This is a genomic window from Helcococcus bovis, assembly GCF_046035835.1.
Taxonomy (GTDB): domain Bacteria; phylum Bacillota; class Clostridia; order Tissierellales; family Peptoniphilaceae; genus Helcococcus; species Helcococcus bovis.
On record NZ_JBFNGB010000022.1, the window covers coordinates 1 to 26,953 of the forward strand.

Below are 26,953 nucleotides of genomic sequence, written 5' to 3' on the forward strand. Positions count from 1 at the left end.
TAAAATGAATAACATTTTTATTTATTTTATAACAGCTCCTTAACTATACAATTACTTTATATAAATTCTATTTTTAAAATTTTTATTTAGAATTTTAGTATTATTCAAATTTTGTAATTCATATGCTCTAATATCAATTTCAGCAAAATTCCTATTAACATCATCTAATGTTACATAATCAACTAGTTTATTCAATATTGTAAAATCAGTTAAATTTTTTAATTGATTTATTAAATCTCTACCTTTGTCATTAAATCCGATAGGCCTCAAATAGTTTATTTTATCAAGATTTTTAATATCTACAGTCTCAATGTCTAGTAAATAATTTATAATAAATCTTTTTAATCTCGATTTTGAATATCTTTTATTATGAGATTTTTCAATCATATTGGAGATTTTATCTGAATAATTTTTCTTTAATAGGTTCAATATTCCAGGTTCAAATCCAGCAATAGATTCTCCTGTATTTTTTTCAATAAATGCTTTATAATAAAAAATATTTGAGTATTCATCAATGTTGTGAAGGTTTGTATTTTTTAATATTTCTATTAATTCGTCAGGTACATAATTTGAAACATCATAATTTTTTTTTATTAAATTTCTAATAGTTGTTGCTGATTGAAACTTGTATTTATCTAATTTCTCACTGTTGTAACCACCATCTTTTCTTTGAATAGGTAATATTTTAATCTTACTATTTAATTTATTTAGTGTAAGTGCGTAATTTAAAGCAAGTGTGTTATTCGGAGAAATTATTGAATGCGGAACGTTTTTATCAATTTCATAAATTGCTTGTAAATAAGCATTTTTGTATGAATAACCTTGTTTAATATATTTACCTTGTAGCTCAAATATTTTAGATTCGTTTTTGATTTTAAAATCAAGTAATTTGTAAAAAGTTTCAGTATCATCTTCAATTCCAAATGAAATATAATCGATTAAACCTAATTCATTAAGAAGGAATGTTGTATAATATGAGAAATAATCAGCACTTTGTAGACTTATGATTGCTGGTATTTCAAATACAAGATCTACGCCACATTTTAATGCTGATCTTGTCTTATCAAATTTACCTATAATTGATGGTTCACCTCTTTGAACAAATGATGTACTCATTAATGCTATAATATTTGATTCAGGAAATTTTTCTTTAATTTTTTTTATTTGGTGCAAATGTCCATTATGCATTGGATTGTATTCACATATTATTGCTATATTTGTCATTTTATTTGAACATACCTCGTAATTTTTGTTATAATGAATTAGTAAATGTTATTTTAATTATAACTTAAAAAGATATAAAAAAATAGATAGGGGATTTTATGGATATTTTAGTATTAAATAGTGGTAGCTCATCACTTAAGTATCAATATTTAAACTCACAAACAGGTGAAGTTTATGGAAAAGGATTAATAGAAAGAATTGGTATTGCTGGATCAAATATTGAGCATAAAAAAGGTGATAGAAAAATAGTTATAGAAAGAAATCTACCATCACATAAGGAAGCTGTAAAATTATTATTTGAGGTTTTAACACATGAAGATTATGGTATCATTAAAAATATTGATGATATCAAAGCAATAGGTCACAGAATCGTTCATGGTGGATCAATTATTAATCCTAGATTAGTTGATGATAAAGCATTAGAAATTTTAGAAGATGCTATAAGATTTGCACCATTACATAATCCAGGGGCAATTCAAGGAATAAAGGGTGTTGAAGAGGTAGCACCGGGTAAACCAAATGTAATTTGTGTTGATACTGGATTCCATGCAACTATACCGGCGGAAAATGCTTTATATGCCATTCCTTATGAATACTATGAAAAAGGTGCAATTAAGAGATATGGTGCTCATGGAACAAGTCATAAATATATAACACTTAAAGTTGCTGAAAAGTTAGGCAAAAAACCTGAAGAGGTAAATGTAATAACATGTCATTTAGGAAATGGTGCAAGTATTACAGCAGTTAAAAATGGACAATCATATGACACATCAATGGGTCTTACACCATTAGAAGGTTTAGTAATGGGTACAAGAAGTGGAGATATTGATCCAGCTGTTGTGTTTAATATTGGAAAACAATATAATCTTTCATATGATGAAATGGATACATTATTAAATAAAAAATCAGGTTTATTAGGAGTGAGTGGTGTGTCGTCTGACTTTAGAGATGTTTTATTAGCAAGTCAGGAAGGAAACGAAAGAGCAAAATTGGCACTAGATATGTTTATAAATAGAGCTAAAAAATATGTTGGATCATATTATGCATTATTAGAAAGAGTTGATGCTATCGCATTTGCAGGTGGTATCGGAGAAAATTCTGACTATGCAAGAGAACATATTTTAGAAGGATTAGAAAACTTAGGAATTAAAGTTGACGTTGAAGCAAATAGAGGTGCGAGAGACGAAAAAGAAATTTCAGCTGCGGATTCAAAAGTTAAAGTATTTATAATTCCTACAAATGAAGAATTAATGATTGCTAGAGAAACACAAAATATAGTAGAAAATTTATAAAAATATTGACATATAGCTAAAATATATGTATAATACTTTTGTTATTTAAAAATATTTAAAATATTAATGTAAAAAGATCAAGGAGGTGTTCACATGGCAGTACCAAAGAGAAAAACATCTAAAGCTAAAACAGCATCAAGAAGAGCTTCTTCTTATAGATTAAACAAAGTAAACTTTGTAGTTGATTCAGAAACAAATGAAGCAAGATTACCACATAGAGTAAGTCCATCAGGATATTACAATGGTAAAAAAATATTTGAAGTAGAAGAAACAGAATAATAAAATTCTTTTCAAAAATAATATTAAAATAATGTGATGTTATAGAATGATTTTCATTTTATAACATCATTTTTATTTTAAATTTTTATATTATAATTTTCAATATGTATTTAAATATGATATTATATTAGTATCAAATAAAATGGAGATAGTATGAAATTAATTGTAGATTTAATGGGAGCCGATTTAGGTTCTGAAGAGGTTATAAATGGTGTTTGTGACTCTTTAGAAAAGACAAAATTAAATTTTATTTTGGTAGGACCTGAAGAAGTTGCTAGACAGATAATAAAATTAAGACAACTTGATTTTAATAGATTTGAGTTTATTAATACAACTGAGTTTATAGAAAATCATGATGATCCTGTAAGATCGCTTAGAAGAAAGAAAAATGCATCATTAGTATTAGGACTTGAAAAGCTAAATGAAGAAGGTGATGGATTTTTATCTGCTGGGAGTACAGGTGCACTTCTTGCAGGAGGAATATTTATCACAAAACGTTTAGAAAAAGTTAAAAGAGCAACTTTAGCTACACTTATTCCTACTCAATCAGGAAGTCAAACAATACTTGTTGATTCTGGAGCTGTTGTGGATACAAAATCTGAAATGCAAGATCAATTTGCTGTAATGGGTAGTGTTGTAGCTGAAAAGTATTTACAAATTAAAAATCCAAAAGTTTATTTGGTAAATATTGGTTCTGAAGAAGGAAAAGGGGATATAAGAACAAAAGAAGTTTATGAATTATTAAAAAATAATCCTAATATAAATTTTTGTGGGAATATAGAACCTCGAGATTTTCTAACTGGTAAGGCAGATGTTATTGTAGCGGATGGATTTGCTGGAAATATGATGATAAAATCTACAGAAGGAGCAGCATCAGTATTATTTTCTGAAATAAAGACAGCAGTTACAAGTAGTATTATTTCTAAAATAGGAGCATTACTTCTAAAAAAATCATTAAAAAATATTAAGGATAAATATGATTATAAAAAAGTTGGAGCTGGAGTACTTTTAGGACTTAACAAACCATTATTTAAGGCGCATGGTAGCTCTGATAGGGAAGCAATAAAATATGCGATTTATAAAGCGGAAGAATTATTGAGTAGTAACATAAATAAGACTATAGAGGAGAGATTATGATAAGAGAAAAAATAACAGAAATGATTAAGAGCGAATTAATGATAGATAATTTTGATTTAAATGCTGATTTAGTAAAAGATTACGAAATAGATTCAATTGGACTATTAGACTTTATTATGAGCATTGAAGAAGAATTTGATATTGAAATTTCAGATTCAGAATTGTCTGAATTAAAAACAGCTAATGATGTTATTGCAGTGGTAGAAAAAAAAGCTGGAAAATAAAATGAATGAAGATAGAATTGCTAAATTAAATAAATTAGAAAAAAAACTTAACTATAAATTTAATGATATTAATTTGTTAAATTTAGCGTTTATCCATACTTCATATACAAATGAACATTCAGATTTTAAAAATAAAAGCAATGAAAGATTAGAGTTTTTAGGAGATGCAGTATGTGAGTTAGCATTTTCTGAAATTCTATTTAAAAATTTTAAGCCTAAACAAGAAGGTTTTTTAACTAAGGTTAGAGCTAATTTGGTTTGTGAAAAATCTTTTTCTGAATTAGCTGATCATTTAGAATTATCTGAATTTTTACTATTAGGAAAAGGAGAAGAAAAGACTGGTGGAAGAGATAAACCATCAATTAAATCTGATGCCTTTGAAGCTGTAATGGGAGCTTTGTACTTAGACGGTGGATATGATGTTGTCTTTAATTTTATTTATAATCTTATTATAGATAAAGTAAAAGAACTTAAAATTCAAAAAGAAAGTGTAAATGACTACAAATCAATGCTGCAAGAATATTTACATAAAAAAAATAAATCAAATAGTACTTATAAGCTTGTTAATGAAATAGGTCCATCACACAATAAACTTTTTTACTTTGAATTTTATATTGATGATAAAAAGATATCAGAAGGTAATGGCAAAAATAAAAAAATAGCAGAACAAATGGCTGCTAAAAATGCGTTAGAAAAATTAGGTGTATTAAAAAAATAAACTATTCGTAAGAATAGTTTTTTTATGGTAGGAATTATGAAATTAAAATATGTAGAACTATACGGCTTTAAGAGTTTTGCTGATAAGACAAAGTTACTTTTTAATAAAGATATATCAGCTGTTGTTGGGCCGAATGGATCAGGAAAATCAAATATTGCAGATGCTATTAAGTGGGTATTAGGTGAGCAATCAGCCAAGTCTCTTCGTGGTACAAGTATGCAGGATGTTATTTTTTCTGGTACTGATATAAAAAAACAAATGAATATGGCTCAAGTATCTTTAATTTTAGATAATAGTGATAAATCTCTTCCTATTGCTTTTGATGAAGTAAATGTTACTAGGAGAGTGTACAGGACTGGAGATAGTGAATATTTACTTAATAAATCTCTTGTTAGATTAAAAGACATTAGAGAACTATTTTTGGATACAGGTATTGGAAAAGATGGATATTCAATGATAGGGCAAGGTCGTATCGATGAGATTCTTAATGGTAAAAATGAAGAAAGAAGATACATTTTTGAAGAAGCAACAGGTATCTCTAAAAATAAATATAAAAAAAGTGAAGCTGAAAAAAAATTACTTAAAAACGAAGAAAATCTTGCTCAATTAAGTAGCGAGTTAAAAGTTAAGAAGCAACAATTTGATATTTTGGAAAAACAATCTCAAAATGCTAAAGAGGGGATAAAATTAACTAATAGGTTAGAACTATTAGAACTTAATTTATTAGACAAAGCTATTCAAAAAAATTCAGATGATTTACAAAATGATAAATCTAAATTAGAATACATAAATTTAGAACTTGATAGTTCAAATAGTAAATTAAATAAACTTGTTGAGTTGATTTCTCCAATTCAAGAAAAAATAGATATTAAGACAACTCAATTAGAAGAAAAAAAAGAAAATCAAATTTTAAGTGATAAAAAAATACAAAGCTTAGATAGTCAGATTAATATCTTAAAAGAAAAGAATAAATTCTTAAACAATGATAAAGAACGACTAGAAAATTCTATAAAATTAAAAAATGAAAAAATTATTAATTTTAAGGAATTGATATTAGAAAAAGAAAAGCAAAATATTGAATTAAATTCTAGAAAAGATAGCACTAATAATTTAGTTATTCATATAAATAATAGTATTAGTGAAAAAAGAGAACGATTTAATAAATTAAAATCAGAATTTAATATTTTGACTATGAGTATTGATAAAAATAAAGAATATTTGTCAGATTTGAAAATAAATAAAAATACTAAAGAAAAATTGGATGATTCAAATAAACAATTAAAAGAAAATTATATTTCTGAAGTAGATAAAATAAATATTTTGATTAATGAAAAAAGTTCTAAAATTTATGAGATAGAAAATAATATTAAAAGTATTCAAGAAAAAATAAATAAAAATACTGATGTAATTGAAGATTTTAATGATAAAAAATCTAATTTGTTGGAAAATCTTGAAAAAATAAATATTGATATTTCAAATAAAAAAAATAATTATTTAAAATTAGAATCTCAAAAAGATATTTTGGAAAGACAATATAAATCATATGATGGATATTACAGATCAGTACAAGATTTGTTGAAAATTGCTGATAAAAATACAGATATTTCATCGAAAATAGTTGGTGTTTTAGCTGATTTAATAGAAGTGGAAGAAAAATATAAAGTTGCTTTAGATTTAGCTTTAGGTTCATCACTACAAAATATCGTTATTAAAAACGAAGAAGATGGTAAATATTTAATTAATTTCTTAAAGGAAAATAATATTGGTAGAATTACATTCTTACCAATTAATAAAATATCTGCAAGTAAATATAATGTAAAACACCCTAAAATTATTGATACATTTAATAATTTAGTTAAAAACGACAAAAAAATAGATGGTATAATTGATTACTTTCTTGCAAAAACAATTCTTGTTGAAAATATAGAGGATGCAGTAGAAGTTTCTAAAAGTATTAAGGGATATAGAGTAATTACATTAGATGGAGAAATTATCAATTCTTGGGGCTCTATGGTTGGGGGGAATACCTTCAAAAAAGAAAGTAATAGTTTATTAAATCGTAAAAAAGAACTTGATGATCTAATTTTAAAATTGAATGATTTGGCAGAGAAAATTAGAAAAATAAATGATTTATCTAATTCTCATATTGCTAAAATATCAGAATTGGATAGTAGTATTATTGAATTTAAAAATGCAAATAATTCCCATAAAGAAAATTTATCTGAATTAAATAAAAATATACATGAATTAAATGTTGAAATTTTGTTTAACAATAAGCGTAAGGATGAATTTAGTGAATTGCTTAATAAAATCGAAAATGAATTAAGAGATGAAGATTTTTCAGAAATAGATCACTTATCGGTAAATCTTGAAGAAGAAGAAGAAAGATTCAATGTTCTTTCCTCAGAAATTGAAGCGTTAAATTCATATATTTCTGAAGAAGAAAAAAAATTAGTGTTAAGAAAGTCTGAATTAGATGTTTTGATTAGAGATATATCACTATTAGAAAATGATATTGAAAATTTTAAAACTGATTTAGAAGATAATATAAAAACATTATCAATTGATGAAAATTCATTAAAAACAACTATTAATGAAATTGAAAATTCAAGTAATGAAATTAAAAAGTTAATAAAAAATAAGTCAGAATTTGAAGAAAAATTAAGTGTTTCAAATACTGATATAAATTTGATTGAAGAAGAATTAAAACAATCTATAACTAAAATAAAAGAAGATAGAAAAGAAATAGATGCATTGAAGGATGCTATTTCCGAATTTGAAAAAGATAAGTATAAATTGGAATTGAAAATTGAAAATTCAGAACAAAAAGTAAATTCATTAAGAGATGATTATAAGGAAACCTATTCAATTACTGATGTGGAATTAGACGAAAAGTTAAAACGTGTTGATAAAATTGATGCAACAAGAAAAGAAGTTTTAGATATTAAATCTAAATTGTCTAAAATTGGATATTTTAACTATGAAAGCATAGAACAATTTAATTTAATATCTGAAGAGTTGCAATTTTTAAATAAACAATATGACGATTTAATTGCTTCCAAAAATGACATTATAAACATTATTAAGTCAATTGAAAAAGATATGAAAGAAACTTTTGCTGATGCTTTTGAAAAAATAAAAATTAGATTTAACGAAATTTTTTCAATATTATTTAATGGAGGAGAAGCTGAAATTAAGCTTGATTCAGATGATGTGCTAAATGCTGGGATAGATATTATCGCAAGACCGCCAGGAAAAAAATTGAAAAATATTGCACTTTTATCAGGTGGAGAAAAAGCACTTACAGCTGTAGCTTTGCTATTTGCTATATTTGAAATTAATCCTGCTCCATTTTGTGTATTAGATGAGATAGATGCTGCATTGGATGAAGCAAATATTAAGCGATATATAGGATATTTGAAATCTTTAGTTGATAAAACTCAATTTATAATTATTACACATAGAAAAGTAACTATGGAAATGGCAGAAATTCTTTATGGTGTAACAATGGAAGAAAAAGGTATTTCTAAAGTTATTACACTTGCCCTTGATGATTATAAAGAATAATAAATTAAACGTGCATTATTTTATAGTGTACGTTTTATTATGATATAATTTGATTATAAAAATGTTTAAGGAGTTACAATGTTTAAAAAGTTTTTTGAAAAATTTAAAAATAAAAATGAACAAGATATAGAATTTAAAGAGGAAATTAAAGTTGAAGTTTCAGAAGAAGAAAAAATTGAGAAAGTTGAAAATTTAATTGAACACTCAATGGATAAGGTAAAAGAATTAGAAAATAGTAGTGAAGAATCTGAAAATAATATAGAAAAAGATATTGAAAATTTAGAAGAAGAAGTAATTGATACTGTTGAAAATAATATTGAACATTCATTGGAAAAAGTAAATAAACTACAAGAAAATTCTGAAATTGAAACAGTTGAAGAAAATTTTAGTGAAGAACCTAAAGTTATTAAGGAAGAAAAAAACTTTATTGGAAAATCTAAAGTTGTTGAAGAAGGAATGAAAGAAAGTGTTTTTGAAAAAGAAGTTCTGGATGAAATTATTATTCATGATGAAATTGTTGAAGAATTAAAAGAAGAGCCTAAGAAAAAAGGTTTTTTAGAAAGATTAAAATCAGGATTATTTAAAACACGTGATGCGATGAATTCTGCAATCGATAATTTAATAAATGGTAAAGCTAAAATTGATGATGACTTATATGATGAACTTGAAGAAATCATGATTTCAGCAGATATGGGAGTTGAAACAACAGTAAACGTTATTGAAGAACTAAGAGAAATTGTTTCAGATAATCATATTAGAGATCCTAAGATGATTAAAGTAGAATTAGAAAAAATTCTTAGAAATAAATTGAGAGAAAATAACAAAGATAATTCATTGAATATTCTTGATGGAAAGCAAACAGTTATTCTTGTTATTGGTGTGAATGGTGTTGGTAAAACCACAACTATTGGTAAATTAGCATATAACTTACAAAAAGAAGGAAAATCAGTTATTTTAGCTGCGGCGGATACTTTTAGAGCTGCTGCTATCGAACAATTAAAAGAATGGTCAGAAAGAGTAAATGTAGAATTAATTTCTTCTAATGAAGGTTCAGATCCAGCATCTGTAGTTTATGATGCGATTAAGTCACAAAAAGCTAAGAACAAAGACGTACTTATAATAGATACTGCGGGAAGATTGCACAATAAAGTAAATCTTATGAATGAATTAGAAAAAATTAATAGAATTATTTCAAGAGAACATCCTGAAGCAAATAAGGAATCTCTTCTAGTTCTTGATGCTACAACTGGCCAAAATGCTTTATTCCAAGCAAAAGAATTTAATAAAGTTACAAATATCACAGGATTAGTATTAACTAAATTAGATGGTACAGCAAAAGGTGGAGTAGTATTTCCGCTTCAAGTTGAAAATAATGTACCTGTTAAATATATCGGTATTGGAGAAAAAGCAGAGAATCTGGAAAAATTTGATTCTGAAAAATTTGTTGATGCATTATTTGATGTAAAGTAGGATATGATGAAGGGAATTATTAAATTACTAGAGAATAAACATATTATTACATTGATTGTACTTTTCATTTTAGTATTTATTTCCATAGGAATAAATTATTTTTTTAAGAAAAAAAATATAAAAGAAAATTATACATTTTGGATTTTAGTTATTTTATCTATTATATTTTTATTAAATCATTATAAAACTGAAGTGTGGATGAATTATTCAATATTTTCGATTTATATTTTCAAAATTAGTATTAAATTTATTTTGATAATAGTACTTACTATATTACTAATTAGTAAAACTTCAAAAATTTTAACTGTAGGAATGTTGCCAAGAGTTTATCAAAAGTATGATGTTAGCTTAGATAGTAGACAAGTGTTTAATACAATGATTAAAATGATATTAATATTTGTAGCCACAGTTATAGCGTTAAACACTTTGGGAATAAGCCTAAATTCATTAGCTGTATTTGGTTCAGTACTTGGGGTTGGACTTGCGTTTGGTCTACAAAATATAACGGCAAATTTTATATCTGGATTAATTTTAATTTTTGATTCTCATATAAAAATTGGGGATAGGATTAAAATAGGAGAAGAAATAGTTGACGTTGAAAAAATTGGATTTAGAGCAACTGTTGTTAAATCACTTGAAGATAAGAGGATAATAGTTCCTAATCTTTATTTCTTAGAAAACTCTGTTGAAAATATGTCTCATGGATCTCTAGTTACAAGACTGACTATTCCTATAGGAGTTTCTTATGATAGTGATGTAAAATTAGTAGAAAAAGTTTTGAAAGAAGTTGCAGAAGATATGAGTAAAGAATATTCTTCAGTTTTAAGAATTCCATCTCCATTTGTATTTTTTGAAGAATTTGCTGAATCTTCTTTAAGTTTTAAGTTATTTGTATGGATAAGTGATCCAAAACAAAGTATAAAATTAAAATCAATTATTAATTTTAAAATATTTGAAAAGTTTAAGGAAAATAATATAGAAATCCCTTATCCTAAGAGAGATGTTTATATAAAAAATAATTTATAATTACAATTTCATATTTATTATTGACTTAAAAAAGAATATATAATATACTAAATGTGATGGAAATCTAGTTATTTAAAGAAAATAGTATATTATATATTATTTTTTTTATGATTCTAGGAAAACGAAATCTTAACAAAGGAGGCGATATGTGGGAGCAAATATATGCGTCCTCAATAGTTTTTATAGTATTTATTCTTATAATTTTTGCTATTATTCAAATTTTTAACATATTAAATTTAAGAAAATCAAGAGCATACTATAAGAAGCTTCATGAATCATTAAAACCAGGTGTTAGAGTAATGTTAAACAATGGTATTTATGGAGTGTTGACTAGAGTAGGAAAAAATGAAGTTGATATTGAAATAGCTAAAAATGTTATAATTACTGCTGACAGATTTAGCATAAGAGAAATTAAATAAGGAGATAAAAATGCCAAATATTTTATTGACAAGAATAGATAATAGATTAATACATGGACAAGTTGCTACACAATGGACAAATGTTGTAGGAGCTAATTTGTTATTAGTTGCAAATGATGAAGTTTCAACTAATAAAATGAGACAAGGTCTTATGGATATGGCTGCACCAAATGGTGTAGCTACAAGATACTTTTCAATAGAAAAAACAATAAGTATTATTGATAAAGCATCTCCAAAACAAAAGATCTTTATAATATGTGAAAATCCACAAGATGTTCTAAGATTAGTGGAAGGGGGAGTTCCAATAACTAAAGTTAACATTGGAAATATGCATATGGCTGAAGGAAAAAGACAAGTAGCGGCAGCTGTATGTGTTGATGACGCTGATGTTGAAGCATTTAGAAAACTAAAAGAACGTGGAGTGGAATTGGAAATCAGAAAAGTCCCACAAGAACAATCTGAAAGTACAGAAAAATTATTTAAATAATTTATAGGAGGTATTATGGAATATAATATAATCCAGATTCTATTGGTATTTTTAGTAACATTTATTGCTGCAATAGACCAATTCAGTTTTCTGGAATCACTATATCAACCAATAGTAACAGGACCAGTTATTGGTGCAATATTGGGTGATGTACAAACAGGTCTAACAGTTGGTGCAACATTCCAACTAATTCAAATAGGTAGTATGCCTGTCGGAGGCGCACAACCACCTAACGCTGTAATCGGTGGTATTATGGCAACAGTATTTGCTGTAACATCAAAATTAGAACCAACAGCAGCAGTTGCAGCAGCATATCCTTTTGCAGTATTGGGACAACAAGCTGTTAATGTTGTATTTACACTTATGACACCTATTATGAAAGTTGCTGATAAACATGCTGAAAATGCAAATCCAAAAGGGATTTCACATGTTAACTACTTGTCTATGGCAATTTTAGGTACAATATTTGGTTTAATCGTTCTAGCATTCTTTATTGCTGGTGCAGAATTTGGTAAAACAGTAGCAGATAATTTACCAGAGTGGGCTACAACAGGTTTAGGAGTGGCTGGTAAGATGATGAGATTTGTAGGTTTTGCAATCTTGTTGAAAGTTATGCTTTCAAAAGAACTATGGGGATTCTTCTTCCTTGGTTTCGCAATTGCAATAGTTGTTAATGCAATACCTTCATTACAAGCTCCAGGACTATTATTAATTTCATTAATCGGTTTTGCAGTTTCTTATTGGGATTATCAAATTCAAACTAAAGTTAAAAATACTCAAGTAATGGGAGGAGACGAAGATGGAATATAATCAAAGTAATCATTATGTAGACACAAATGTTGCTCCTAATCTTGATAATAAAACATTAAACAAAATGGTATGGAGATCATTATTCTTACAAGCATCATTCAATTTTGAAAGAATGCAAGCTGCAGGATGGTTGTACAGTATTTTACCAGGATTAGAAAAAATTCATACAAATAAAGACGACTTGTCAAAATCAATGACACATAACTTGGAATTCTTTAATACACATCCATTTTTAGTAACATTTGTAATGGGTATTGTATTATCATTAGAACAAAATAAACAAGATATCGATACAATTCGTGCTGTTAGAGTTGCAGCAATGGGGCCATTAGGCGGTATAGGTGATGCACTATTTTGGTTTACATTAGTACCAATTTTAGCAGGTATCACATCAAATATGGCATTAAGTGGGCAAATTATAGCTCCATTCTTATTCTTGCTAGTATTTAACTTGGCTCAATTTGGATTGAGATATTGGTTAATGTACTGGTCATATAAGAAGGGTGTGGAAGCAATTGATTTATTTACACAAAATGCTAAAGAATTTACAAGAGCAGCATCAATCTTAGGTGTTATAATTGTAGGAGCTTTAACGGTATTATATGGTGGTATTAAAACAAAATACGAAATTCCAAATGGTAAAAAATTAGTTTCTCAAGAAATTAAAACTGTTGTAACAAATGACAGAATACCAGAATTTTCAAAATATCTATATAAAGAAGATAAAAAAACATTAAAACCAAATACAACGATCACAGATTTGGAAAATGGAACATCAGAATTAGTATTCCAAAAAGAAAAAGAAGTTGATGTAAAAATCAATGTACAAGGAATATTGGATGGTATAATTCCAAATATAATTGATTTAGGCTTAGTAATGTTGATGTACTTCTTAATAGCTAAGAAGAAATTGTCACCAGTTTATGGCATCATATTCTTATTCGTATTAGGTCTATTTGGTGCTTGGGTAGGAATATTCTAATGAGTAAATCAACAGCTGTTTTAGTTACAGCACACGGAAAATTTTCAGAAGGTATATTATCTACTGTTGAAATAATAGCTGGAAAGTTTGAAAATGTTAAAAATGTAAATTTTCTTGAAGGTGAAAATTTTGAAATGATAGATAAAAAACTAATAGATGCTTATAATTCATTTTCTAATTATGATCATGTAATTGTAATTACTGATTTAATGGGAGGAACTCCATTTAATCGCTCAGTGATGAATTTTGGTGGTAATGATAACACAAGAATACTTGCAGGATTAAATTTTGCAATGTTATTTACAGCGATTACCACTGAAAATGATGATATAGATTTACTTGTAGATGAAATTATAGAAGCGGGTAAAGATTCTATTCAAAAATTTGAACTAGTCGAAAAAGACGATTATTTAGATGATTTTGAAGATGGAATTTAGTAAAATTTAATATGTAATTTAACCTCAGAATTTATGAAATAATTTTGAGGTTATTTTTATTTGAAATTTTATAAGTATTTATATATGATATAATTCAATTGAAAATAAAATTATGTGTACAAAGGAAGCAAAATGAAAAAATTATATATCAAACAAAAGGTTTTTAAGATAACAGACCACTATGAAGTTTTTGATGATAATGAAATAGCGGTATATAGAGTAGATCAAGACTTTAAATTTTGGGGTAATGCTATAAATGTAACAAAATTGAATGGAAGTGGAAGTTTTACAATTAAAAGAGGTATTGTATTCTTTTTAGCGAATTATGATGTTGATTTTAGTGATGGAAAAAATTTTAATATTAAACAAGATTTTGCATTTTTTAGAAAAAAATTAAAGATAATATCTGATGATTATGATTTAAATTTATTAGGTGACCTTTTCTCTTTTGACTTTAATGTATACAATGGGGATAAATTAGTTGGCAATATATATAGAAAAGTGCTAACATGGCGAGATACTTTTGTTATAGAAGTTATTGATGAAAATTTTGAAGATGAACTTTTAGCTCTTTTAATTGCAATTGATGATTTGATTGACATAGATGAAAGTAGATAAAATATAATAAAAATTTGACATAAAGTCTTGATTTTGCTATTATATTTAGTGTCAATGAAAAACCTTGACAGGAGAATAAATGGAAAAAAATGTAGTTATTAGTATTCTATATGAATACTATGGAAAATTACTTACAGATAAGCAAGCAGAATCTATTGAAATGCACTATTTAGAAGATTTATCTTTAACTGAAATTGCCGATATTCAAGGTGTATCTAAGCAAAGTATTTCAGAAACAATTAAACGTTCAGAAAAAGCTTTATTGGATTTTGAAGAAGGCATAGGGATGTATAAAAGATCAAATGAACTGGGTGGGCTTGTAGATAGATTAGAAAAAAATTTGATTAATGATCTTGATGATGAAGAATATTCAAAATACATAGATTTGATTTTTCAAATTAAAACAAAATTGAAATAGGATGTGCTAAATGTTTGAAAATTTATCGGATAGACTACAAAACCTTATGAGTAATCTTAGAGGTAAGGGAAAACTTACTGAAAAAGATATTGATACAGCAATGAGAGAGATTAGATTGGCTTTACTTGAAGCTGATGTAAACTTTAAAGTTGTAAAAAGTTTTGTACAAAAAGTTAAAGAGAGAGCTTTAGGCGCTGATGTTATGCAGAGTTTAACTCCTGGACAGATGGTTGTGAAAATTGTTAATGAAGAATTAATTAATTTGATGAGTGATGATAATCAGGAGCTTAAATTTTCATCAAAATTACCGACTGTGATTATGATGGTAGGTTTGCAAGGTGCTGGTAAAACAACTCAAACAGGAAAATTAGCTCTTCTACTAAAGAAAAAAAACAAGAAACCATTACTTGTTGCAGGAGATATATATAGACCAGCAGCTATTGATCAGTTAAAAGTTGTCGGACAAAAAGTTGAAGTACCTGTATTTTCTTTAGGTAAAATTGATCCTGTAGAAATTGCGAAACGTGGTATTGAAGAAGCAAAGAAAAATGGTAATGATATAGTTATTATCGATACGGCTGGTAGACTTCACATTGATGATGAATTGATGCATGAATTAAAAGCAATCAAGGAAAATGTTGATGTAACAGAAACTCTATTAGTTGTTGACTCAATGACTGGTCAAGATGCTGTAAATGTTGCTAAATCATTTAATGAGCAAATTGATATTACAGGTATCCTAATGACAAAGCTTGATGGTGATACAAGAGGTGGGGCTGCTCTTTCAATTAGAGCAGTTACAGAAAAACCGATTAAATTCATTGGTACCGGCGAGACGATGGGAGATTTGGAACAATTCCATCCAGATAGACTAGTATCAAGAATATTAGGAATGGGTGATGTTTTATCACTTATTGAAAAAGCTGAACAAGCATTGGATAAGGAAAAAGCAAAAGAACTTGAAGAAAAATTAAGAAATCAATCTTTTGATTTCAATGATTTTCTATCACAAATTTCTCAAATGAGAAATATGGGGCCTTTAGAAGATTTATTAAAAATGATACCTGGAGTTAATGCTAAAGCATTGAAAGGTATGAATTTTGATACTAAGGCAATTGATAGAATTGAAGCAATTATTAGGTCGATGACAAATGATGAACGTGAAAAGCCTAATATAATTGATAATTCTAGAAAGAAAAGAATCGCAAATGGTTCAGGTACAAATATTGGAGAAGTAAATAAATTACTTAAACAATTCGATGACACCAAAAAAATGATGAAAAAAATGGGTGTTATGAGCAAAAAAATGAAAAAAGGGAAGAAGAGATTCCCATTCTTTTAAAAACGGAGGAAAAATATGGCAGTAAAAATTAGAATGAAAAGATTAGGTGCTAAGAAAAGACCTTTCTACAGAATCGTTGTAGCAGATGAAAGATCACCAAGAGATGGTAAATTTATCGAAGAAATCGGATACTATAATCCAATTTCAGAACCAAAAGTATTTAAAATTGATAGTGAAAGAGTAGAATACTGGATGGGAGTAGGTGCAAAACCAACAACAACAGTTGCTAGATTATTAAAAACAGACTTTGAAGATTTAGCAAAAAAAGTAGAAGAAAAGAAAAAAGCAGAAGCAGAAAAAAGAGCTAAAGAAGCTGAAGAAAGAAGAATAGCTAGAGAAAAAGCAGAAGCTGAAGCAGAAGCAAAAGCTAAGGCAGAAGCTGAAGCAGCTGCAGCTGAAGAATCAGAAGAAGCTGTAGAAGAAGAAACAACAGAAGAATCAGCAGAATAATTTGGATAAATAAAATGAATGAAATTGTAGAATATATAGCAAAGGTTTTAGTTACAAAACCAGAAGATGTTAAAGTTATTACTGAAACAAATGAAGGTATAGTTGATATAAAATTACTTGTTAATGCAGAAGATATGGGTAAAATTATTGGTAAACAAGGGAAAATTGCTAATTCAATAAGATCTATATTAAAAGCGTGTGCTATAAAAGAACAAAAAAAAGTAAATTTAGTAATTGATGCAAATAATGAACAAAATTAAAGTTGGTAAAATTATTAATACACATGGGATAAAAGGTGAACTTAAAGTCTCAAAAACAGGTATTGAAAGTTTTGACAGAGATATTGCTTATTACATTGGAAATGATAATTTAGAATATAAGATTTCAAAAGTAAGAAAACATAAAGAAAATCTTATGATTATATTAGATGGATATAACAATATAAACGATGTTCTAAAATTTAAGGATAAAGATATATTTATAAAAGAAGAAGATATGATCGATTTAAATGATGATGAATATTATATCGAGGATTTAATAGATATGGAAGTATTTGACGAAAATGGTCAAAAAATAGGATTTATCAAAGATGTTTTAGAATATGATGTTAATGATGTATATGTCGTACAAACTGAAGATGATGAAATTATGATACCTGCTGTTAAAGAATTTATTCTATCAGTTAATTTAAGTGAAAATAAAATAAAAGTAAAGCTTATAGAAGGTATGTAATGAAAATTGATATTTTAACTTTATTTCCAGATACATTTGATTTTTTGAAAGTGTATGGAGTTATTGGAAAAGCAGTTGAAAAAAATATTATAGAAATAAACTCTATAGATATTAGAAAATTTTCAAAAAATAGACACAATAAAGTTGATGATGAAGTTTATGGTGGTTCAGCCGGAATGCTTATGACCATGCAACCAGTTGTTGATGCAATTGAAAGTGTTAAAACAGAAAAATCTAAGGTTATATTTTTAAGTCCACAAGGAAGTGTTTTGAATCAAGGGATGGCTATTGATTTATCTAAAGAAGAACATTTAATTTTGCTTTGCGGACATTATGAAGGAATTGATTCAAGAGTTGTAAATAATTATGTTGACTATGAAATTTCTATAGGAGATTATGTTTTAACTGGTGGAGAAATACCAGCAATGGTTTTAATCGATACGGTTACTAGACTTATAGATGATGTTTTAGGTAATGATGAATCATATAAGACAGATTCACACTACAATATATTATTACAGCATGATCATTTTACAAGACCTAGAGAATATCTAGGATTGAAAGTTCCGGAAGTTTTATTTTCTGGAAATCATAAATTGATCGAAGAATGGCAAAAAAATAATAGTATAGAAAATACTAAAAGAAAAAGACCAGATTTATATGAAAAATATATGAAAAGTATAAGAAAGGAATAATTATGGAAATCATAAAACAATTAGAAGAAGAACAAAAGAAAGACTCTTTACCAGAAATTCTTGTTGGTGATTATGTAAAAATTGATTACAGAATTAAAGAAGGATCAAGAGAAAGAATCCAAATGTTTGAAGGAACAATTATTAAAATTCAAGGTGAAGGTGTTAGAAGTACATTTACAGTAAGAAGAGTTGCTTACGGAGTAGGTGTTGAAAGAACTTTCTTAATTCACTCACCAAGAGTTGAAAATATTAAAGTAGTAAGACATGGTAAGGCAAGAAGAGCTAGATTATTCTACTTAAGAAATAGAGTTGGTAAAGCTGCTAAATTAAAAGAAAAAACAGATTACTAAAATTTAGGTTAGACATTTGTCTGACCTTTTTTTATACAAGGAGGTAGTATGCAAATTAACTGGTATCCAGGGCATATGAAAAAATCTCTTGATAAGATAAGAGAGTCATTAAAATTAGTAGACATAGTTGCGGAGATTGTTGACTCAAGAATACCTATAAGTTCAAGAAATCCTGTTATAGACGATATAATTAAAGATTTTCCAAGATTGATCATCTTGAATAAAGTAGATATGTCCAATCCATATGAAACTAAAAAGTGGATAAAATATTTTAATGATAGAGGAATAGAGGTTATAGAATATAATTCAACTAAAGACAAAAAAACAAATGAATTATATAAAACTGCAAGAAGGTCATTAACAAAATTATTTGAAAAGCGTGAAGAAAAAAAAATAAAAGATACAAGCATTAGAATGATGGTTGTTGGGATACCTAATGTTGGAAAATCAACATTCATAAATAATGTTTCTAGGAGAAAAGGTACAAAAGTAGGAAATAGACCCGGTGTAACTCGTACTAATCAATGGATTAAAACAAATAGTGATTTAATGCTTTTAGATACACCAGGTGTATTATGGCCAAAATTAGAATTACATGATGGTGGTAAAAATCTTGCGTTTACAGGTGCTATTAAAGATGAAATATTAGAAATTGAAAATTTATGTTTTGAATTTATAAAGAAAATACAAGAAATTTCTCCAAAGAGTTTAGAAAAAAGATATGAAATAGATCCGTCACTTCCTACATTGGAAATAATGGATAAAATCGCTATTAAGTTTGGAGCGATCTTAAGAGGAAATGAAATTGACTATTTTAAGGTATCAAATATAATTTTTGATGATTTCAGAAAAGTAAGAATTGATAGAATAACTTTGGAGAGAGTGGAAGATAACTTTGAAGTTGAAAATGTAAAAAAAATGTAACAATAATGACAGTTTCATTTTAGAAAAATATTGTATAATGGGGATATATGAAAATAAAGTTAAAAAGAGATCAGCTAGATATTTTATTAGAAAAATCAAAAAACTATACAAATAAATGTGGTATTGATGAAGTTGGGAGAGGGCCAATTGCTGGACCAGTTGTTAGTTGTGCTGTAATAATGGGTGAGAATCATATAGATGGAGTTAAAGACTCTAAAAAATTATCAGATAAGAAAAGGAGACTACTTGCTGAAGACATATTTGAAAATGCTATTGCAATAGGCTATGGCATTGTTGATAATCATATAATTGATGAAATTAATATAAGACAGGCAAGTCTTTTAGCTATGAAAAAAGCTCTTGAAAATCTAAAAGATAAGAATGATAATCCAGTTAAAGCAAATTTGGCGTTAATTGATGCAGAGCTTATTGACTCTGATATAGATCAAATAGGAATAATATCTGGTGATGATCTTGTTTACGAGATTTCATGTGCTTCTATACTAGCTAAAGTTTACAGAGATGATATGATGATTGAATACTCAAAGGTATATCCCGAATATATGTTTGAAGCACATAAAGGCTATGGAACAAAGAAACATTATGAAGCGATAGATGCTCATGGTATCAGCGAAATCCATAGAATATCCTTTATGAAAAAATATTATGAACAAGCTAATAGGAAAATTGGGTGAAGAAATTGCCTGCAGATATTTAATACAACAAAATTATAAAATACTGGAAAGAAATTTTGCGACAAAATTTGCAGAAGCAGATATAATCGCATTTAAGAATAATACACTAATTATAGTAGAAGTAAAAACAAGAAAGAATTTTGATATTTTATATGCATCTCAAGCTGTAGATTATAAAAAAATTAGAAACTTAAAAACTATAGCACTTTATTATATAAATAAAAATAATTTGTTTGATTATGATATAAGATTTGACATAATTGAATGCTATTGGGAATTTAAGAAAATAAATCACATAATAAATGCTTTTTGAGGTGACTATGAATACTTATAATGATGTAATTTTATTTTTAAATATTTTAAAAATTAATAATTTGAGAATTAGAAATTTTATAAGTGAGGGGCTTCTCAATATATTTTTAGATATTAAAGCTGAAAATATTGATAAGCTCTTATTTTTAAATGACAATGAAAAAGAAAATATTAAATATAATTTTAACAAATTTAATTTAGAGGATTATAAATATAAATTAGAAATAGCTGGAATAAAGTATATAACTATTTTAGATAAAAATTATCCACAAAGATTAAGAAATATTTATGACGCACCAGCAATAATTTATTATAAAGGAAATAAAAAAATAAATTTTAATAATTGTTTAGCTGTTGTTGGCACGAGAAAGCCTACAGAGTATGGTATTTGGGCAACTAAAAGAATTATTAGTGAATTAGCAGGTTATGATATTTGTATCGTATCTGGTATGGCAACTGGAATAGATTCTTATGCTCATAATACTGCGATAGAAAATAACATTTCTACAATTGGAGTCTTAGCTTCTTCTTTAGAAATTAGATATCCTAAATCAAATAATTATCTTTATGATAAAATGGAAAATGAATTGTTGATTTCAGAATTTCCATTATTTACAAATCCGCAAAAACAAAATTTTGTATTTAGAAATAGAATAATATCTGGAATATCATTTGGTACATTGGTAATACAAGCTGCGGAAAAAAGTGGATCACTTATTACAGCTAAATATGCAATTGAGCAAAATAGGGATTTATTTGCTGTTCCAGGGAATATTAACAATGTTTATTCTCAAGGATGTAATAATTTTATTAAACTTGGAGCCAAAATTGTACAATCAGGAAAAGATATTATTGAAGATATACCATTTATTAAAGAAAGAAATAGAATAAATTTAGTAAATAATAATTATGATTTTCCAAAAAAATATTTAGATGTCATAAATGTTTTAAGTGGAAATATTTTGAGCATAAATGAAATATCAAATTTAACAAAAATTGATATTAAAGAATTGTATGAAATTATATTTAAATTAGAAATGAAAAACATTGTTATGAATATTAAAGAAAATTTTTATACATTAAATTAAATATTTGTATTTAAGATAATTTGTGGTATTATTACATTTGTAATAAAACTAAAGGGAGGATAATGTGGCTAAAAATTTAATTATAGTAGAATCACCTACAAAAGCTAAAACTATTGGAAAATTTTTAGGGAAAAATTATAAAATAATGGCTTCAGTTGGGCATTTAAGAGATCTTCCAAAAAGCAGAATGGGTGTGGATATAGATAATAATTTTGAACCTGAATATATAAACGTACGAGGAAAAGCATCTACTATTAATGCCATAAAAGCGGAAGCTAAAAAAGCAGACAATGTTTATCTTGCATCTGATCCAGATAGAGAAGGAGAAGCAATTGCTTGGCATTTAGCTTTTTTATTAAATTTAGATTTAAATGATAAAAATAGAGTTGTATTTCCAGAGATAACAAAAGAAACTGTAAAAGAAGCAATAAAACAACCTAGACCAATTGATTTGAATCTAGTAGATGCACAGCAGGCAAGAAGAATATTAGATAGAATAGTAGGATATAAGCTTTCGCCAATTTTATGGAAAAAAGTAAAAAATGGATTATCTGCTGGAAGAGTACAATCTGCAGCGTTAAAACTTATAATTGATCGTGAAAATGAGATAAAAAAATTTATTCCTGAAGAATTTTGGACTATAGATTTTAATTCAAAATATAATAAAACTGAATTTGTCGGAGAATTTATTGGAGAAATTAATTCAGATAAAGTAAAAAATATAAAATTAAAAAATGAAAAAGAAGCAGATAATATAATTTCTAAGATTGATAAGGATAATTTTAAAATTATTGATAAAGATGTAAAGGAAAAAAGTAGAAAGCCTTATGAACCATTTACTACTTCTACATTGCAACAAGAAGCTTCTAAAAGAATATATTTTTCAACATCAAAGACCATGTCAGTTGCTCAACAATTATATGAAGGGATTAATGTTGGGGAAGGTTCTGTTGGTTTAATTTCATATATGAGAACAGATTCTACAAGATTATCAAAGGGGGTAATAGATGAAGCTCTTAAGTTTATAAATGAAAATTATGGAAAAGAATATGCATCAAAAGGGAAATCATATAATAAGAAAAAAAGTGGTTCACAGGATGCCCATGAGGCTGTTAGAGTTTCTTCAATTTATAGAACACCTGAAAAAATAAGAGATTACTTAACAAATGATCAGTATAAGTTATATAGATTAATTTGGGAAAGAACACTTGCATCACAAATGAAAGATAGTAAGTATTTATCAACAAGATATGATATAGAAAGTAATAAAATTGTATTTAGATCCAATGGATCAATAGTTACATTTGATGGATTTTCAAAAGTGTGGAATGTCAGTGATAAAAAAGTTGAATTACCAAATTTTGAAGTAGGAGATGTATTTTCAGTAAAAAATGTAAGTAAAGTACAACATTTTACCAAGCCAAAGGCTAGATTCACAGAAGCATCATTAGTTAAAGAATTAGAAAAAAATGGAATAGGTAGACCTTCTACATATTCTTCAATTATAAAGAGTTTATTAAGTAGACACTATGTTGCTTTTGAAGAAAAATCTCTTGTTCCAACAGAAATAGGTTTCACTGTTATAGAACTATTATTACAGTATTTTAGTTCAATTATAAATGAAGATTTTACTGCGGAAATGGAGAATAATTTAGATAAAATAGAAGAGTCTGATGTTGAATGGAAAAAATTATTGAAAGATTTTTATAATACATTTAATGAATTATTAAAAAAAGCAGAAAATTCAAATAAAGATTTTGAAATAAAAGATAAGCCAACAGGGGAAAAGTGTCCAGAATGTGGTGGAGATTTACTTTATAAAAAAGGTAGAAATGGTGATTTTATTGGATGTTCAAATTTTCCAACATGTACTTTTACAAAAAATATTGTTAAAGAATTGGGTATAGTTTGTCCTAAATGTGGAGGAAAAGTTATTGAAAAAATTTCAAAAAGAGGGAAAGTTTTCTATGGATGCGACAATTATCCTGAATGTGATTGGGCATCTTGGGATAAACCAACAGGAGAAAAGTGTCCAGAATGTGGTGATTTAATGGTGCACAGAAAAAATAGAAAAATAGATGCAGTAATATGTAATAATGAAAACTGTCCAACTAATAAATAAAAAATTGTATGAAAAGGTTTTTTATGATACAATGTAATAAAAGGAATTAAGGAGGATTTTATGTCTAGAAAACCTACTATGGAAGATGTTAAAAACCTTGCAGGTGTATCTATTTCTACAGTATCTAGAGTAATCAATGGTACAAGAAAAGTTTCGCCTGATAAAACTGAAGCAGTTAATAAGGCTATAGCAAAACTTGGATATAAACCAAATGAATTAGCTAGATCACTAGTTATGAAAAGATCAAATACTCTAGGTATTATACTTGACGATATAGGATATAGCTATATGGCTCAATATCTTAGAGGTATTGATGAAATAGGTAAAATGTACAAATATGATATTTTGTTATATTCTACATTTGGAAGTTTTGAAATTCAAAAGAAAGCTGTAGACTTTTTATCCTCGAAACAAGTTGAAGGAATCATTGTAATATCTGAAAAAATAAATAACGAAATTTTATATTTAATAAAAGAACATGATATTCCATATATATTATTGGATACATTCTATAGTCCTGATGAATTTAAGACTGTAAGTATCGATTTCAAAAAAGCGATGAGTGACATGACTGAATTCATGATTGAAAATGGGCATGAAAATATTGCCTATTTAAGAGAAAAGACAGCATTTCATTCTTCAGAATCTAAAGAAAGTGGATACATAGAAGCTACCGAAAATCACAAATTGGATAATTGGGTATTTGGTGTGAACAATGATACAGTGGAAGCAGGATATAAATTTTTAGAAAAAAATTACAACAAACTTAAAAAGAATGATGTAACAGCAATAATTGCTGAAAGTGATAATTTAGCAGTAGGTATATTACATTATTGTTATGATAATAATATTAATATTCCAGAAGAATTTTCAGTATCAGGATTTGGAAATAGTGATATTTCTGAGTTGATTAAACCATCATTAACATCAGTAAGATTACCTTATTATGATATAGGTGCTATTGCAGTTAGAATATTAGTTAAAATCTTAAGAGATAAAGAAGAATTTAATGAATCAATTAATTTAAATCATGAAATCATGAAGAGAGAAACTATAAAAAAAATTAAATAGGAAACAAATTTAGGAGGAAAATATGGTAGAAAAGAAAATTGTGGTAGTAAATGAAACAGGATTACACGCAAGACCAGCAGCAGCTTTGGTACAATTTGTAAAAAACATTGAAGGAACAGTTGAACTTGTAAAAGATGGTAAAGTGGCAAATGCAAAGAGTATATTTAGTGTTATGTCATTAGGTATTTCTAAAGATACAGAAATATTAGTTAGAGTAACAGGGGAAAACGAAGAAGAAAATTGTGATAAAGTTGTTGAATTTATCGGAAGTTTAACAGACTAATTGCATATAAAAAGGGATACCTTGTGTATCTCTTTTATTTTTTATAAAAACTTTGATTGGAGAGTAAAATGAAATATAAAGGTATTGCAGCATCTGATGGCGTTGCTATGGGAAAAGTATATTTATTTGAAAAGGCTGAAATTGAAATAAATAAAAATACTATTAAAAATGAAAATGTTGAATCTGAAATTGAAAAAATTCAAAAAGCAATAAATGATTATGTAAATGAATTAGAAAATAGAGTAGTTTCTACACAAGCTGCAAAAGAAGTAAGAGATGCACATATAGAGTTAGCATCTGATCCTGCATTAATTGATACAACTTCTGACAAAATTAGAGGTGAGTTAATAAATGCAGAGTATGCTCTAGATTTAACTATAAAAGAAATGGTTATGGTATTTGAAATGATGGATGATGCCTACTTAAAGGAAAGAGCTGCTGATTATAGAGACCTTGGAGAAAATGTAATGTACAAGTTAAAGGGTATTAAACCTAATACATTACAAGTTTTGGATGATGATTACATTATTGTTTCAGAAGAATTAACACCAACAGATACATCTACAATGGACAAAGATCATGTATTAGGATTAGCAATGGATTTAGGTGGAAAAACAAGTCATTCTTCAATAATTGCTCAAACTTTAGGAATTCCTGCAATAGTTGGTATGAAAGATATCACATCAAAATTAAAAAATGATCAATTTATAATTTTAGATGCGATTGAAGGAACAATTATAGTAGATCCTGATGAAGAAACAGTAAATTCATATAAGAAAAAATTTGAAATAATTAAAGAAGATAAAGCAATTGCAGAAAAATATAAATTTGCTGAAGCTAAAACAAGTGATGGAAAAGAAATAGAAGTTGTATGTAATATTGGTGGACTTGAAGATTTAAAAACGGGACTAGAACATGGTGCTAAAGGTGTTGGTCTTTTTAGAACAGAATTTTTATATATGGAATCAGATGAATTTCCATCAGAAGAAAAACAATTTGAAGTATATAAAGAAGCTGCTGAAAAGTTAGAAGGTATGCCTTTAATTATTAGAACCTTAGACATTGGTGGAGATAAAGGATTAAGTTATTTTGAATTCCCTAAAGAAGAAAATCCTTTCTTAGGATGGAGAGCTCTAAGAGTGCAGTTTGATAAAGAAGATATAATGAGAGATCAATTAAGAGCTATTTTAAGATCAAGTGCATATGGAAATGTAAAAATTTTATTACCAATGGTTATAAGTGTTGCAGAAATTAAAAAAGTTCAAGAATATATCAAATCATATAAAAAAGAATTAAAATCTGAAGGTAAAAAATATGATGAAGATATTAAAGTTGGTATTATGGTTGAAACACCAGCATCAGTATTTATGGCAAGAGATTTGATTAAATATTGTGATTTCTTCAGTATTGGTACAAATGACTTAACACAATACATTTTAGCTGCAGATAGAGGAAATGAAAAAATTTCTCATCTATATGACTATTTTAATCCAGCTGTATTAAGAGCTATAAAACAGGTAATTGATGCATCACATGAAGAAGGAAAATGGACTGGTATGTGTGGGTCAATGTCCTCAGATAGTTTAGCAACATATTTATTATTAGGATTAGGATTAGATGAATTCTCAGTAGTAAGTGCTAAAATTGGTAAATTAAAGAGTATAATTAATAACACTAATTTAGCGGAAGCTGAAGAATTTGTAAAGAAGGTATTGTTATTAGATAATATAGATGAAATTAGATCTTTATTAAAAGATAAAGTTGATGAATTTTAATTAATA

The 26,953-nt window shown here is 27.0% G+C and carries 29 protein-coding genes and 1 pseudogene; 29 read left to right on the top strand and 1 reads right to left on the bottom strand.

Features of this window, described 5'->3' with window-relative positions; translation table 11 throughout:
• Positions 1-51: 51 nt before the first annotated feature.
• A complete protein-coding gene (locus tag ABGF48_RS07045; protein WP_408105631.1) occupies positions 52-1,224 on the bottom strand; it encodes a nucleotidyltransferase family protein in 1,173 nt (390 codons plus the stop codon).
• A 98-nt stretch (positions 1,225-1,322) separates the two neighbouring features.
• Here ABGF48_RS07045 and ABGF48_RS07050 point away from each other — a divergent pair, with 98 nt between their 5' ends.
• From ABGF48_RS07050 to ptsP, 29 genes and pseudogenes are all read left to right on the top strand, one after another.
• On the top strand, positions 1,323-2,516 hold the full coding sequence (locus ABGF48_RS07050; RefSeq protein WP_408105632.1) for an acetate/propionate family kinase: 1,194 nt from the start codon (positions 1,323-1,325) through the stop codon (positions 2,514-2,516).
• 93 nt (positions 2,517-2,609) lie between these two features.
• Positions 2,610-2,795 carry a 50S ribosomal protein L32 gene (rpmF, locus tag ABGF48_RS07055; protein ID WP_408105633.1) on the top strand — a complete coding sequence of 62 codons (186 nt, stop codon included), beginning with the start codon at positions 2,610-2,612 and terminating at the stop codon, positions 2,793-2,795.
• 153 nt (positions 2,796-2,948) lie between these two features.
• Positions 2,949-3,932 carry a phosphate acyltransferase PlsX gene (plsX, locus tag ABGF48_RS07060; RefSeq protein ID WP_408105634.1) on the top strand — a complete coding sequence of 328 codons (984 nt, stop codon included), beginning with the start codon at positions 2,949-2,951 and terminating at the stop codon, positions 3,930-3,932.
• Positions 3,929-4,156, top strand: a complete 228-nt coding sequence (locus ABGF48_RS07065; protein ID WP_408105635.1) for an acyl carrier protein — start codon at positions 3,929-3,931, stop codon at positions 4,154-4,156. The genes plsX and ABGF48_RS07065 overlap by 4 nt, the downstream gene beginning before the upstream one ends.
• Before the next feature lies 1 nt (position 4,157).
• Positions 4,158-4,874: a ribonuclease III gene (rnc, locus tag ABGF48_RS07070; protein WP_408105636.1), complete on the top strand. Its 717-nt coding sequence runs from the start codon at positions 4,158-4,160 to the stop codon at positions 4,872-4,874.
• Between the two features lie 36 nt (positions 4,875-4,910).
• A complete protein-coding gene (smc, locus tag ABGF48_RS07075) occupies positions 4,911-8,441 on the top strand; it encodes a chromosome segregation protein SMC (protein ID WP_408105637.1) in 3,531 nt (1,176 codons plus the stop codon).
• A 78-nt stretch (positions 8,442-8,519) separates the two neighbouring features.
• The gene (gene ftsY / locus ABGF48_RS07080; RefSeq protein ID WP_408105638.1) at positions 8,520-9,911 is read left to right on the top strand and encodes a signal recognition particle-docking protein FtsY; all 1,392 of its coding nucleotides are present in this window, start codon (positions 8,520-8,522) and stop codon (positions 9,909-9,911) included.
• Positions 9,912-9,917: 6 nt separating this feature from the next.
• Complete coding sequence (locus ABGF48_RS07085; protein ID WP_408105639.1) at positions 9,918-10,937, top strand: mechanosensitive ion channel family protein; 1,020 nt, start codon at positions 9,918-9,920, stop codon at positions 10,935-10,937.
• Between the two features lie 146 nt (positions 10,938-11,083).
• Positions 11,084-11,356 (top strand): preprotein translocase subunit YajC, encoded by a 273-nt coding sequence (yajC, locus tag ABGF48_RS07090; RefSeq protein WP_408105640.1) that lies wholly within the window; start codon positions 11,084-11,086, stop codon positions 11,354-11,356.
• A 10-nt stretch (positions 11,357-11,366) separates the two neighbouring features.
• Positions 11,367-11,843: a PTS galactosamine transporter subunit IIB gene (gene agaB / locus ABGF48_RS07095; RefSeq protein ID WP_408105641.1), complete on the top strand. Its 477-nt coding sequence runs from the start codon at positions 11,367-11,369 to the stop codon at positions 11,841-11,843.
• 15 nt (positions 11,844-11,858) lie between these two features.
• On the top strand, positions 11,859-12,653 hold the full coding sequence (locus tag ABGF48_RS07100) for a PTS mannose/fructose/sorbose/N-acetylgalactosamine transporter subunit IIC (RefSeq protein WP_408105642.1): 795 nt from the start codon (positions 11,859-11,861) through the stop codon (positions 12,651-12,653).
• Positions 12,643-13,635 (top strand): PTS system mannose/fructose/sorbose family transporter subunit IID, encoded by a 993-nt coding sequence (locus tag ABGF48_RS07105; protein ID WP_408105643.1) that lies wholly within the window; start codon positions 12,643-12,645, stop codon positions 13,633-13,635. The genes ABGF48_RS07100 and ABGF48_RS07105 overlap by 11 nt, the downstream gene beginning before the upstream one ends.
• A complete protein-coding gene (locus tag ABGF48_RS07110; protein WP_408105644.1) occupies positions 13,635-14,072 on the top strand; it encodes a PTS sugar transporter subunit IIA in 438 nt (145 codons plus the stop codon). The genes ABGF48_RS07105 and ABGF48_RS07110 overlap by 1 nt, the downstream gene beginning before the upstream one ends.
• A gap of 132 nt (positions 14,073-14,204) precedes the next feature.
• Entirely contained in the window at positions 14,205-14,690 is a 486-nt protein-coding gene (locus ABGF48_RS07115) for an LURP-one-related/scramblase family protein (protein WP_408105645.1), read from the top strand.
• A gap of 79 nt (positions 14,691-14,769) precedes the next feature.
• Complete coding sequence (gene ylxM / locus ABGF48_RS07120) at positions 14,770-15,108, top strand: YlxM family DNA-binding protein (RefSeq protein WP_408105646.1); 339 nt, start codon at positions 14,770-14,772, stop codon at positions 15,106-15,108.
• 10 nt (positions 15,109-15,118) lie between these two features.
• Positions 15,119-16,450, top strand: a complete 1,332-nt coding sequence (gene ffh, locus ABGF48_RS07125; protein ID WP_408105647.1) for a signal recognition particle protein — start codon at positions 15,119-15,121, stop codon at positions 16,448-16,450.
• 15 nt (positions 16,451-16,465) lie between these two features.
• Positions 16,466-16,696 (top strand): annotated as a pseudogene (rpsP, locus tag ABGF48_RS07130) (30S ribosomal protein S16); the annotation flags it as partial.
• A gap of 218 nt (positions 16,697-16,914) precedes the next feature.
• Positions 16,915-17,160: a KH domain-containing protein gene (locus ABGF48_RS07135; protein WP_408105648.1), complete on the top strand. Its 246-nt coding sequence runs from the start codon at positions 16,915-16,917 to the stop codon at positions 17,158-17,160.
• The gene (gene rimM, locus ABGF48_RS07140; protein WP_408105649.1) at positions 17,147-17,632 is read left to right on the top strand and encodes a ribosome maturation factor RimM; all 486 of its coding nucleotides are present in this window, start codon (positions 17,147-17,149) and stop codon (positions 17,630-17,632) included. Before ABGF48_RS07135 ends, rimM begins: the two co-directional genes overlap by 14 nt.
• Positions 17,632-18,327 (top strand): tRNA (guanosine(37)-N1)-methyltransferase TrmD, encoded by a 696-nt coding sequence (gene trmD, locus ABGF48_RS07145; RefSeq protein ID WP_408105650.1) that lies wholly within the window; start codon positions 17,632-17,634, stop codon positions 18,325-18,327. The genes rimM and trmD overlap by 1 nt, the downstream gene beginning before the upstream one ends.
• Positions 18,328-18,329: 2 nt before the next feature.
• Positions 18,330-18,677 carry a 50S ribosomal protein L19 gene (gene rplS, locus ABGF48_RS07150; protein WP_408105651.1) on the top strand — a complete coding sequence of 116 codons (348 nt, stop codon included), beginning with the start codon at positions 18,330-18,332 and terminating at the stop codon, positions 18,675-18,677.
• A gap of 48 nt (positions 18,678-18,725) precedes the next feature.
• Entirely contained in the window at positions 18,726-19,601 is an 876-nt protein-coding gene (ylqF, locus tag ABGF48_RS07155; RefSeq protein ID WP_408105652.1) for a ribosome biogenesis GTPase YlqF, read from the top strand.
• Positions 19,602-19,648: 47 nt separating this feature from the next.
• The gene (locus ABGF48_RS07160) at positions 19,649-20,296 is read left to right on the top strand and encodes a ribonuclease HII (protein WP_408105653.1); all 648 of its coding nucleotides are present in this window, start codon (positions 19,649-19,651) and stop codon (positions 20,294-20,296) included.
• Positions 20,268-20,609 carry a YraN family protein gene (locus ABGF48_RS07165; RefSeq protein WP_408105654.1) on the top strand — a complete coding sequence of 114 codons (342 nt, stop codon included), beginning with the start codon at positions 20,268-20,270 and terminating at the stop codon, positions 20,607-20,609. Before ABGF48_RS07160 ends, ABGF48_RS07165 begins: the two co-directional genes overlap by 29 nt.
• A 7-nt stretch (positions 20,610-20,616) precedes the next feature.
• Positions 20,617-21,696 carry a DNA-processing protein DprA gene (gene dprA, locus ABGF48_RS07170; protein WP_408105655.1) on the top strand — a complete coding sequence of 360 codons (1,080 nt, stop codon included), beginning with the start codon at positions 20,617-20,619 and terminating at the stop codon, positions 21,694-21,696.
• A 64-nt stretch (positions 21,697-21,760) separates the two neighbouring features.
• A complete protein-coding gene (gene topA, locus ABGF48_RS07175; RefSeq protein WP_408105656.1) occupies positions 21,761-23,818 on the top strand; it encodes a type I DNA topoisomerase in 2,058 nt (685 codons plus the stop codon).
• A gap of 60 nt (positions 23,819-23,878) precedes the next feature.
• Entirely contained in the window at positions 23,879-24,889 is a 1,011-nt protein-coding gene (locus ABGF48_RS07180) for a LacI family DNA-binding transcriptional regulator (protein WP_408105657.1), read from the top strand.
• Between the two features lie 22 nt (positions 24,890-24,911).
• On the top strand, positions 24,912-25,172 hold the full coding sequence (locus tag ABGF48_RS07185) for an HPr family phosphocarrier protein (protein WP_134711629.1): 261 nt from the start codon (positions 24,912-24,914) through the stop codon (positions 25,170-25,172).
• 68 nt (positions 25,173-25,240) lie between these two features.
• Positions 25,241-26,947 (top strand): phosphoenolpyruvate--protein phosphotransferase, encoded by a 1,707-nt coding sequence (gene ptsP / locus ABGF48_RS07190; RefSeq protein ID WP_408105658.1) that lies wholly within the window; start codon positions 25,241-25,243, stop codon positions 26,945-26,947.
• Positions 26,948-26,953 lie beyond the last annotated feature (6 nt).

Bases quoted from the DNA above. Each gene is read 5' to 3' on its own strand.
- ABGF48_RS07045 (WP_408105631.1), bottom strand. From the start codon at position 1,224: ATGACAAATATAGCAATAATATGTGAATACAATCCAATGCATAATGGA.
- ABGF48_RS07050 (WP_408105632.1), top strand. From the start codon at position 1,323: ATGGATATTTTAGTATTAAATAGTGGTAGCTCATCACTTAAGTATCAA.
- rpmF (WP_408105633.1), top strand. From the start codon at position 2,610: ATGGCAGTACCAAAGAGAAAAACATCTAAAGCTAAAACAGCATCAAGA.
- plsX (WP_408105634.1), top strand. From the start codon at position 2,949: ATGAAATTAATTGTAGATTTAATGGGAGCCGATTTAGGTTCTGAAGAG.
- ABGF48_RS07065 (WP_408105635.1), top strand. From the start codon at position 3,929: ATGATAAGAGAAAAAATAACAGAAATGATTAAGAGCGAATTAATGATA.
- rnc (WP_408105636.1), top strand. From the start codon at position 4,158: ATGAATGAAGATAGAATTGCTAAATTAAATAAATTAGAAAAAAAACTT.
- smc (WP_408105637.1), top strand. From the start codon at position 4,911: ATGAAATTAAAATATGTAGAACTATACGGCTTTAAGAGTTTTGCTGAT.
- ftsY (WP_408105638.1), top strand. From the start codon at position 8,520: ATGTTTAAAAAGTTTTTTGAAAAATTTAAAAATAAAAATGAACAAGAT.
- ABGF48_RS07085 (WP_408105639.1), top strand. From the start codon at position 9,918: ATGAAGGGAATTATTAAATTACTAGAGAATAAACATATTATTACATTG.
- yajC (WP_408105640.1), top strand. From the start codon at position 11,084: ATGTGGGAGCAAATATATGCGTCCTCAATAGTTTTTATAGTATTTATT.
- agaB (WP_408105641.1), top strand. From the start codon at position 11,367: ATGCCAAATATTTTATTGACAAGAATAGATAATAGATTAATACATGGA.
- ABGF48_RS07100 (WP_408105642.1), top strand. From the start codon at position 11,859: ATGGAATATAATATAATCCAGATTCTATTGGTATTTTTAGTAACATTT.
- ABGF48_RS07105 (WP_408105643.1), top strand. From the start codon at position 12,643: ATGGAATATAATCAAAGTAATCATTATGTAGACACAAATGTTGCTCCT.
- ABGF48_RS07110 (WP_408105644.1), top strand. From the start codon at position 13,635: ATGAGTAAATCAACAGCTGTTTTAGTTACAGCACACGGAAAATTTTCA.
- ABGF48_RS07115 (WP_408105645.1), top strand. From the start codon at position 14,205: ATGAAAAAATTATATATCAAACAAAAGGTTTTTAAGATAACAGACCAC.
- ylxM (WP_408105646.1), top strand. From the start codon at position 14,770: ATGGAAAAAAATGTAGTTATTAGTATTCTATATGAATACTATGGAAAA.
- ffh (WP_408105647.1), top strand. From the start codon at position 15,119: ATGTTTGAAAATTTATCGGATAGACTACAAAACCTTATGAGTAATCTT.
- ABGF48_RS07135 (WP_408105648.1), top strand. From the start codon at position 16,915: ATGAATGAAATTGTAGAATATATAGCAAAGGTTTTAGTTACAAAACCA.
- rimM (WP_408105649.1), top strand. From the start codon at position 17,147: ATGAACAAAATTAAAGTTGGTAAAATTATTAATACACATGGGATAAAA.
- trmD (WP_408105650.1), top strand. From the start codon at position 17,632: ATGAAAATTGATATTTTAACTTTATTTCCAGATACATTTGATTTTTTG.
- rplS (WP_408105651.1), top strand. From the start codon at position 18,330: ATGGAAATCATAAAACAATTAGAAGAAGAACAAAAGAAAGACTCTTTA.
- ylqF (WP_408105652.1), top strand. From the start codon at position 18,726: ATGCAAATTAACTGGTATCCAGGGCATATGAAAAAATCTCTTGATAAG.
- ABGF48_RS07160 (WP_408105653.1), top strand. From the start codon at position 19,649: ATGAAAATAAAGTTAAAAAGAGATCAGCTAGATATTTTATTAGAAAAA.
- ABGF48_RS07165 (WP_408105654.1), top strand. From the start codon at position 20,268: ATGAACAAGCTAATAGGAAAATTGGGTGAAGAAATTGCCTGCAGATAT.
- dprA (WP_408105655.1), top strand. From the start codon at position 20,617: ATGAATACTTATAATGATGTAATTTTATTTTTAAATATTTTAAAAATT.
- ABGF48_RS07180 (WP_408105657.1), top strand. From the start codon at position 23,879: ATGTCTAGAAAACCTACTATGGAAGATGTTAAAAACCTTGCAGGTGTA.
- ABGF48_RS07185 (WP_134711629.1), top strand. From the start codon at position 24,912: ATGGTAGAAAAGAAAATTGTGGTAGTAAATGAAACAGGATTACACGCA.
- ptsP (WP_408105658.1), top strand. From the start codon at position 25,241: ATGAAATATAAAGGTATTGCAGCATCTGATGGCGTTGCTATGGGAAAA.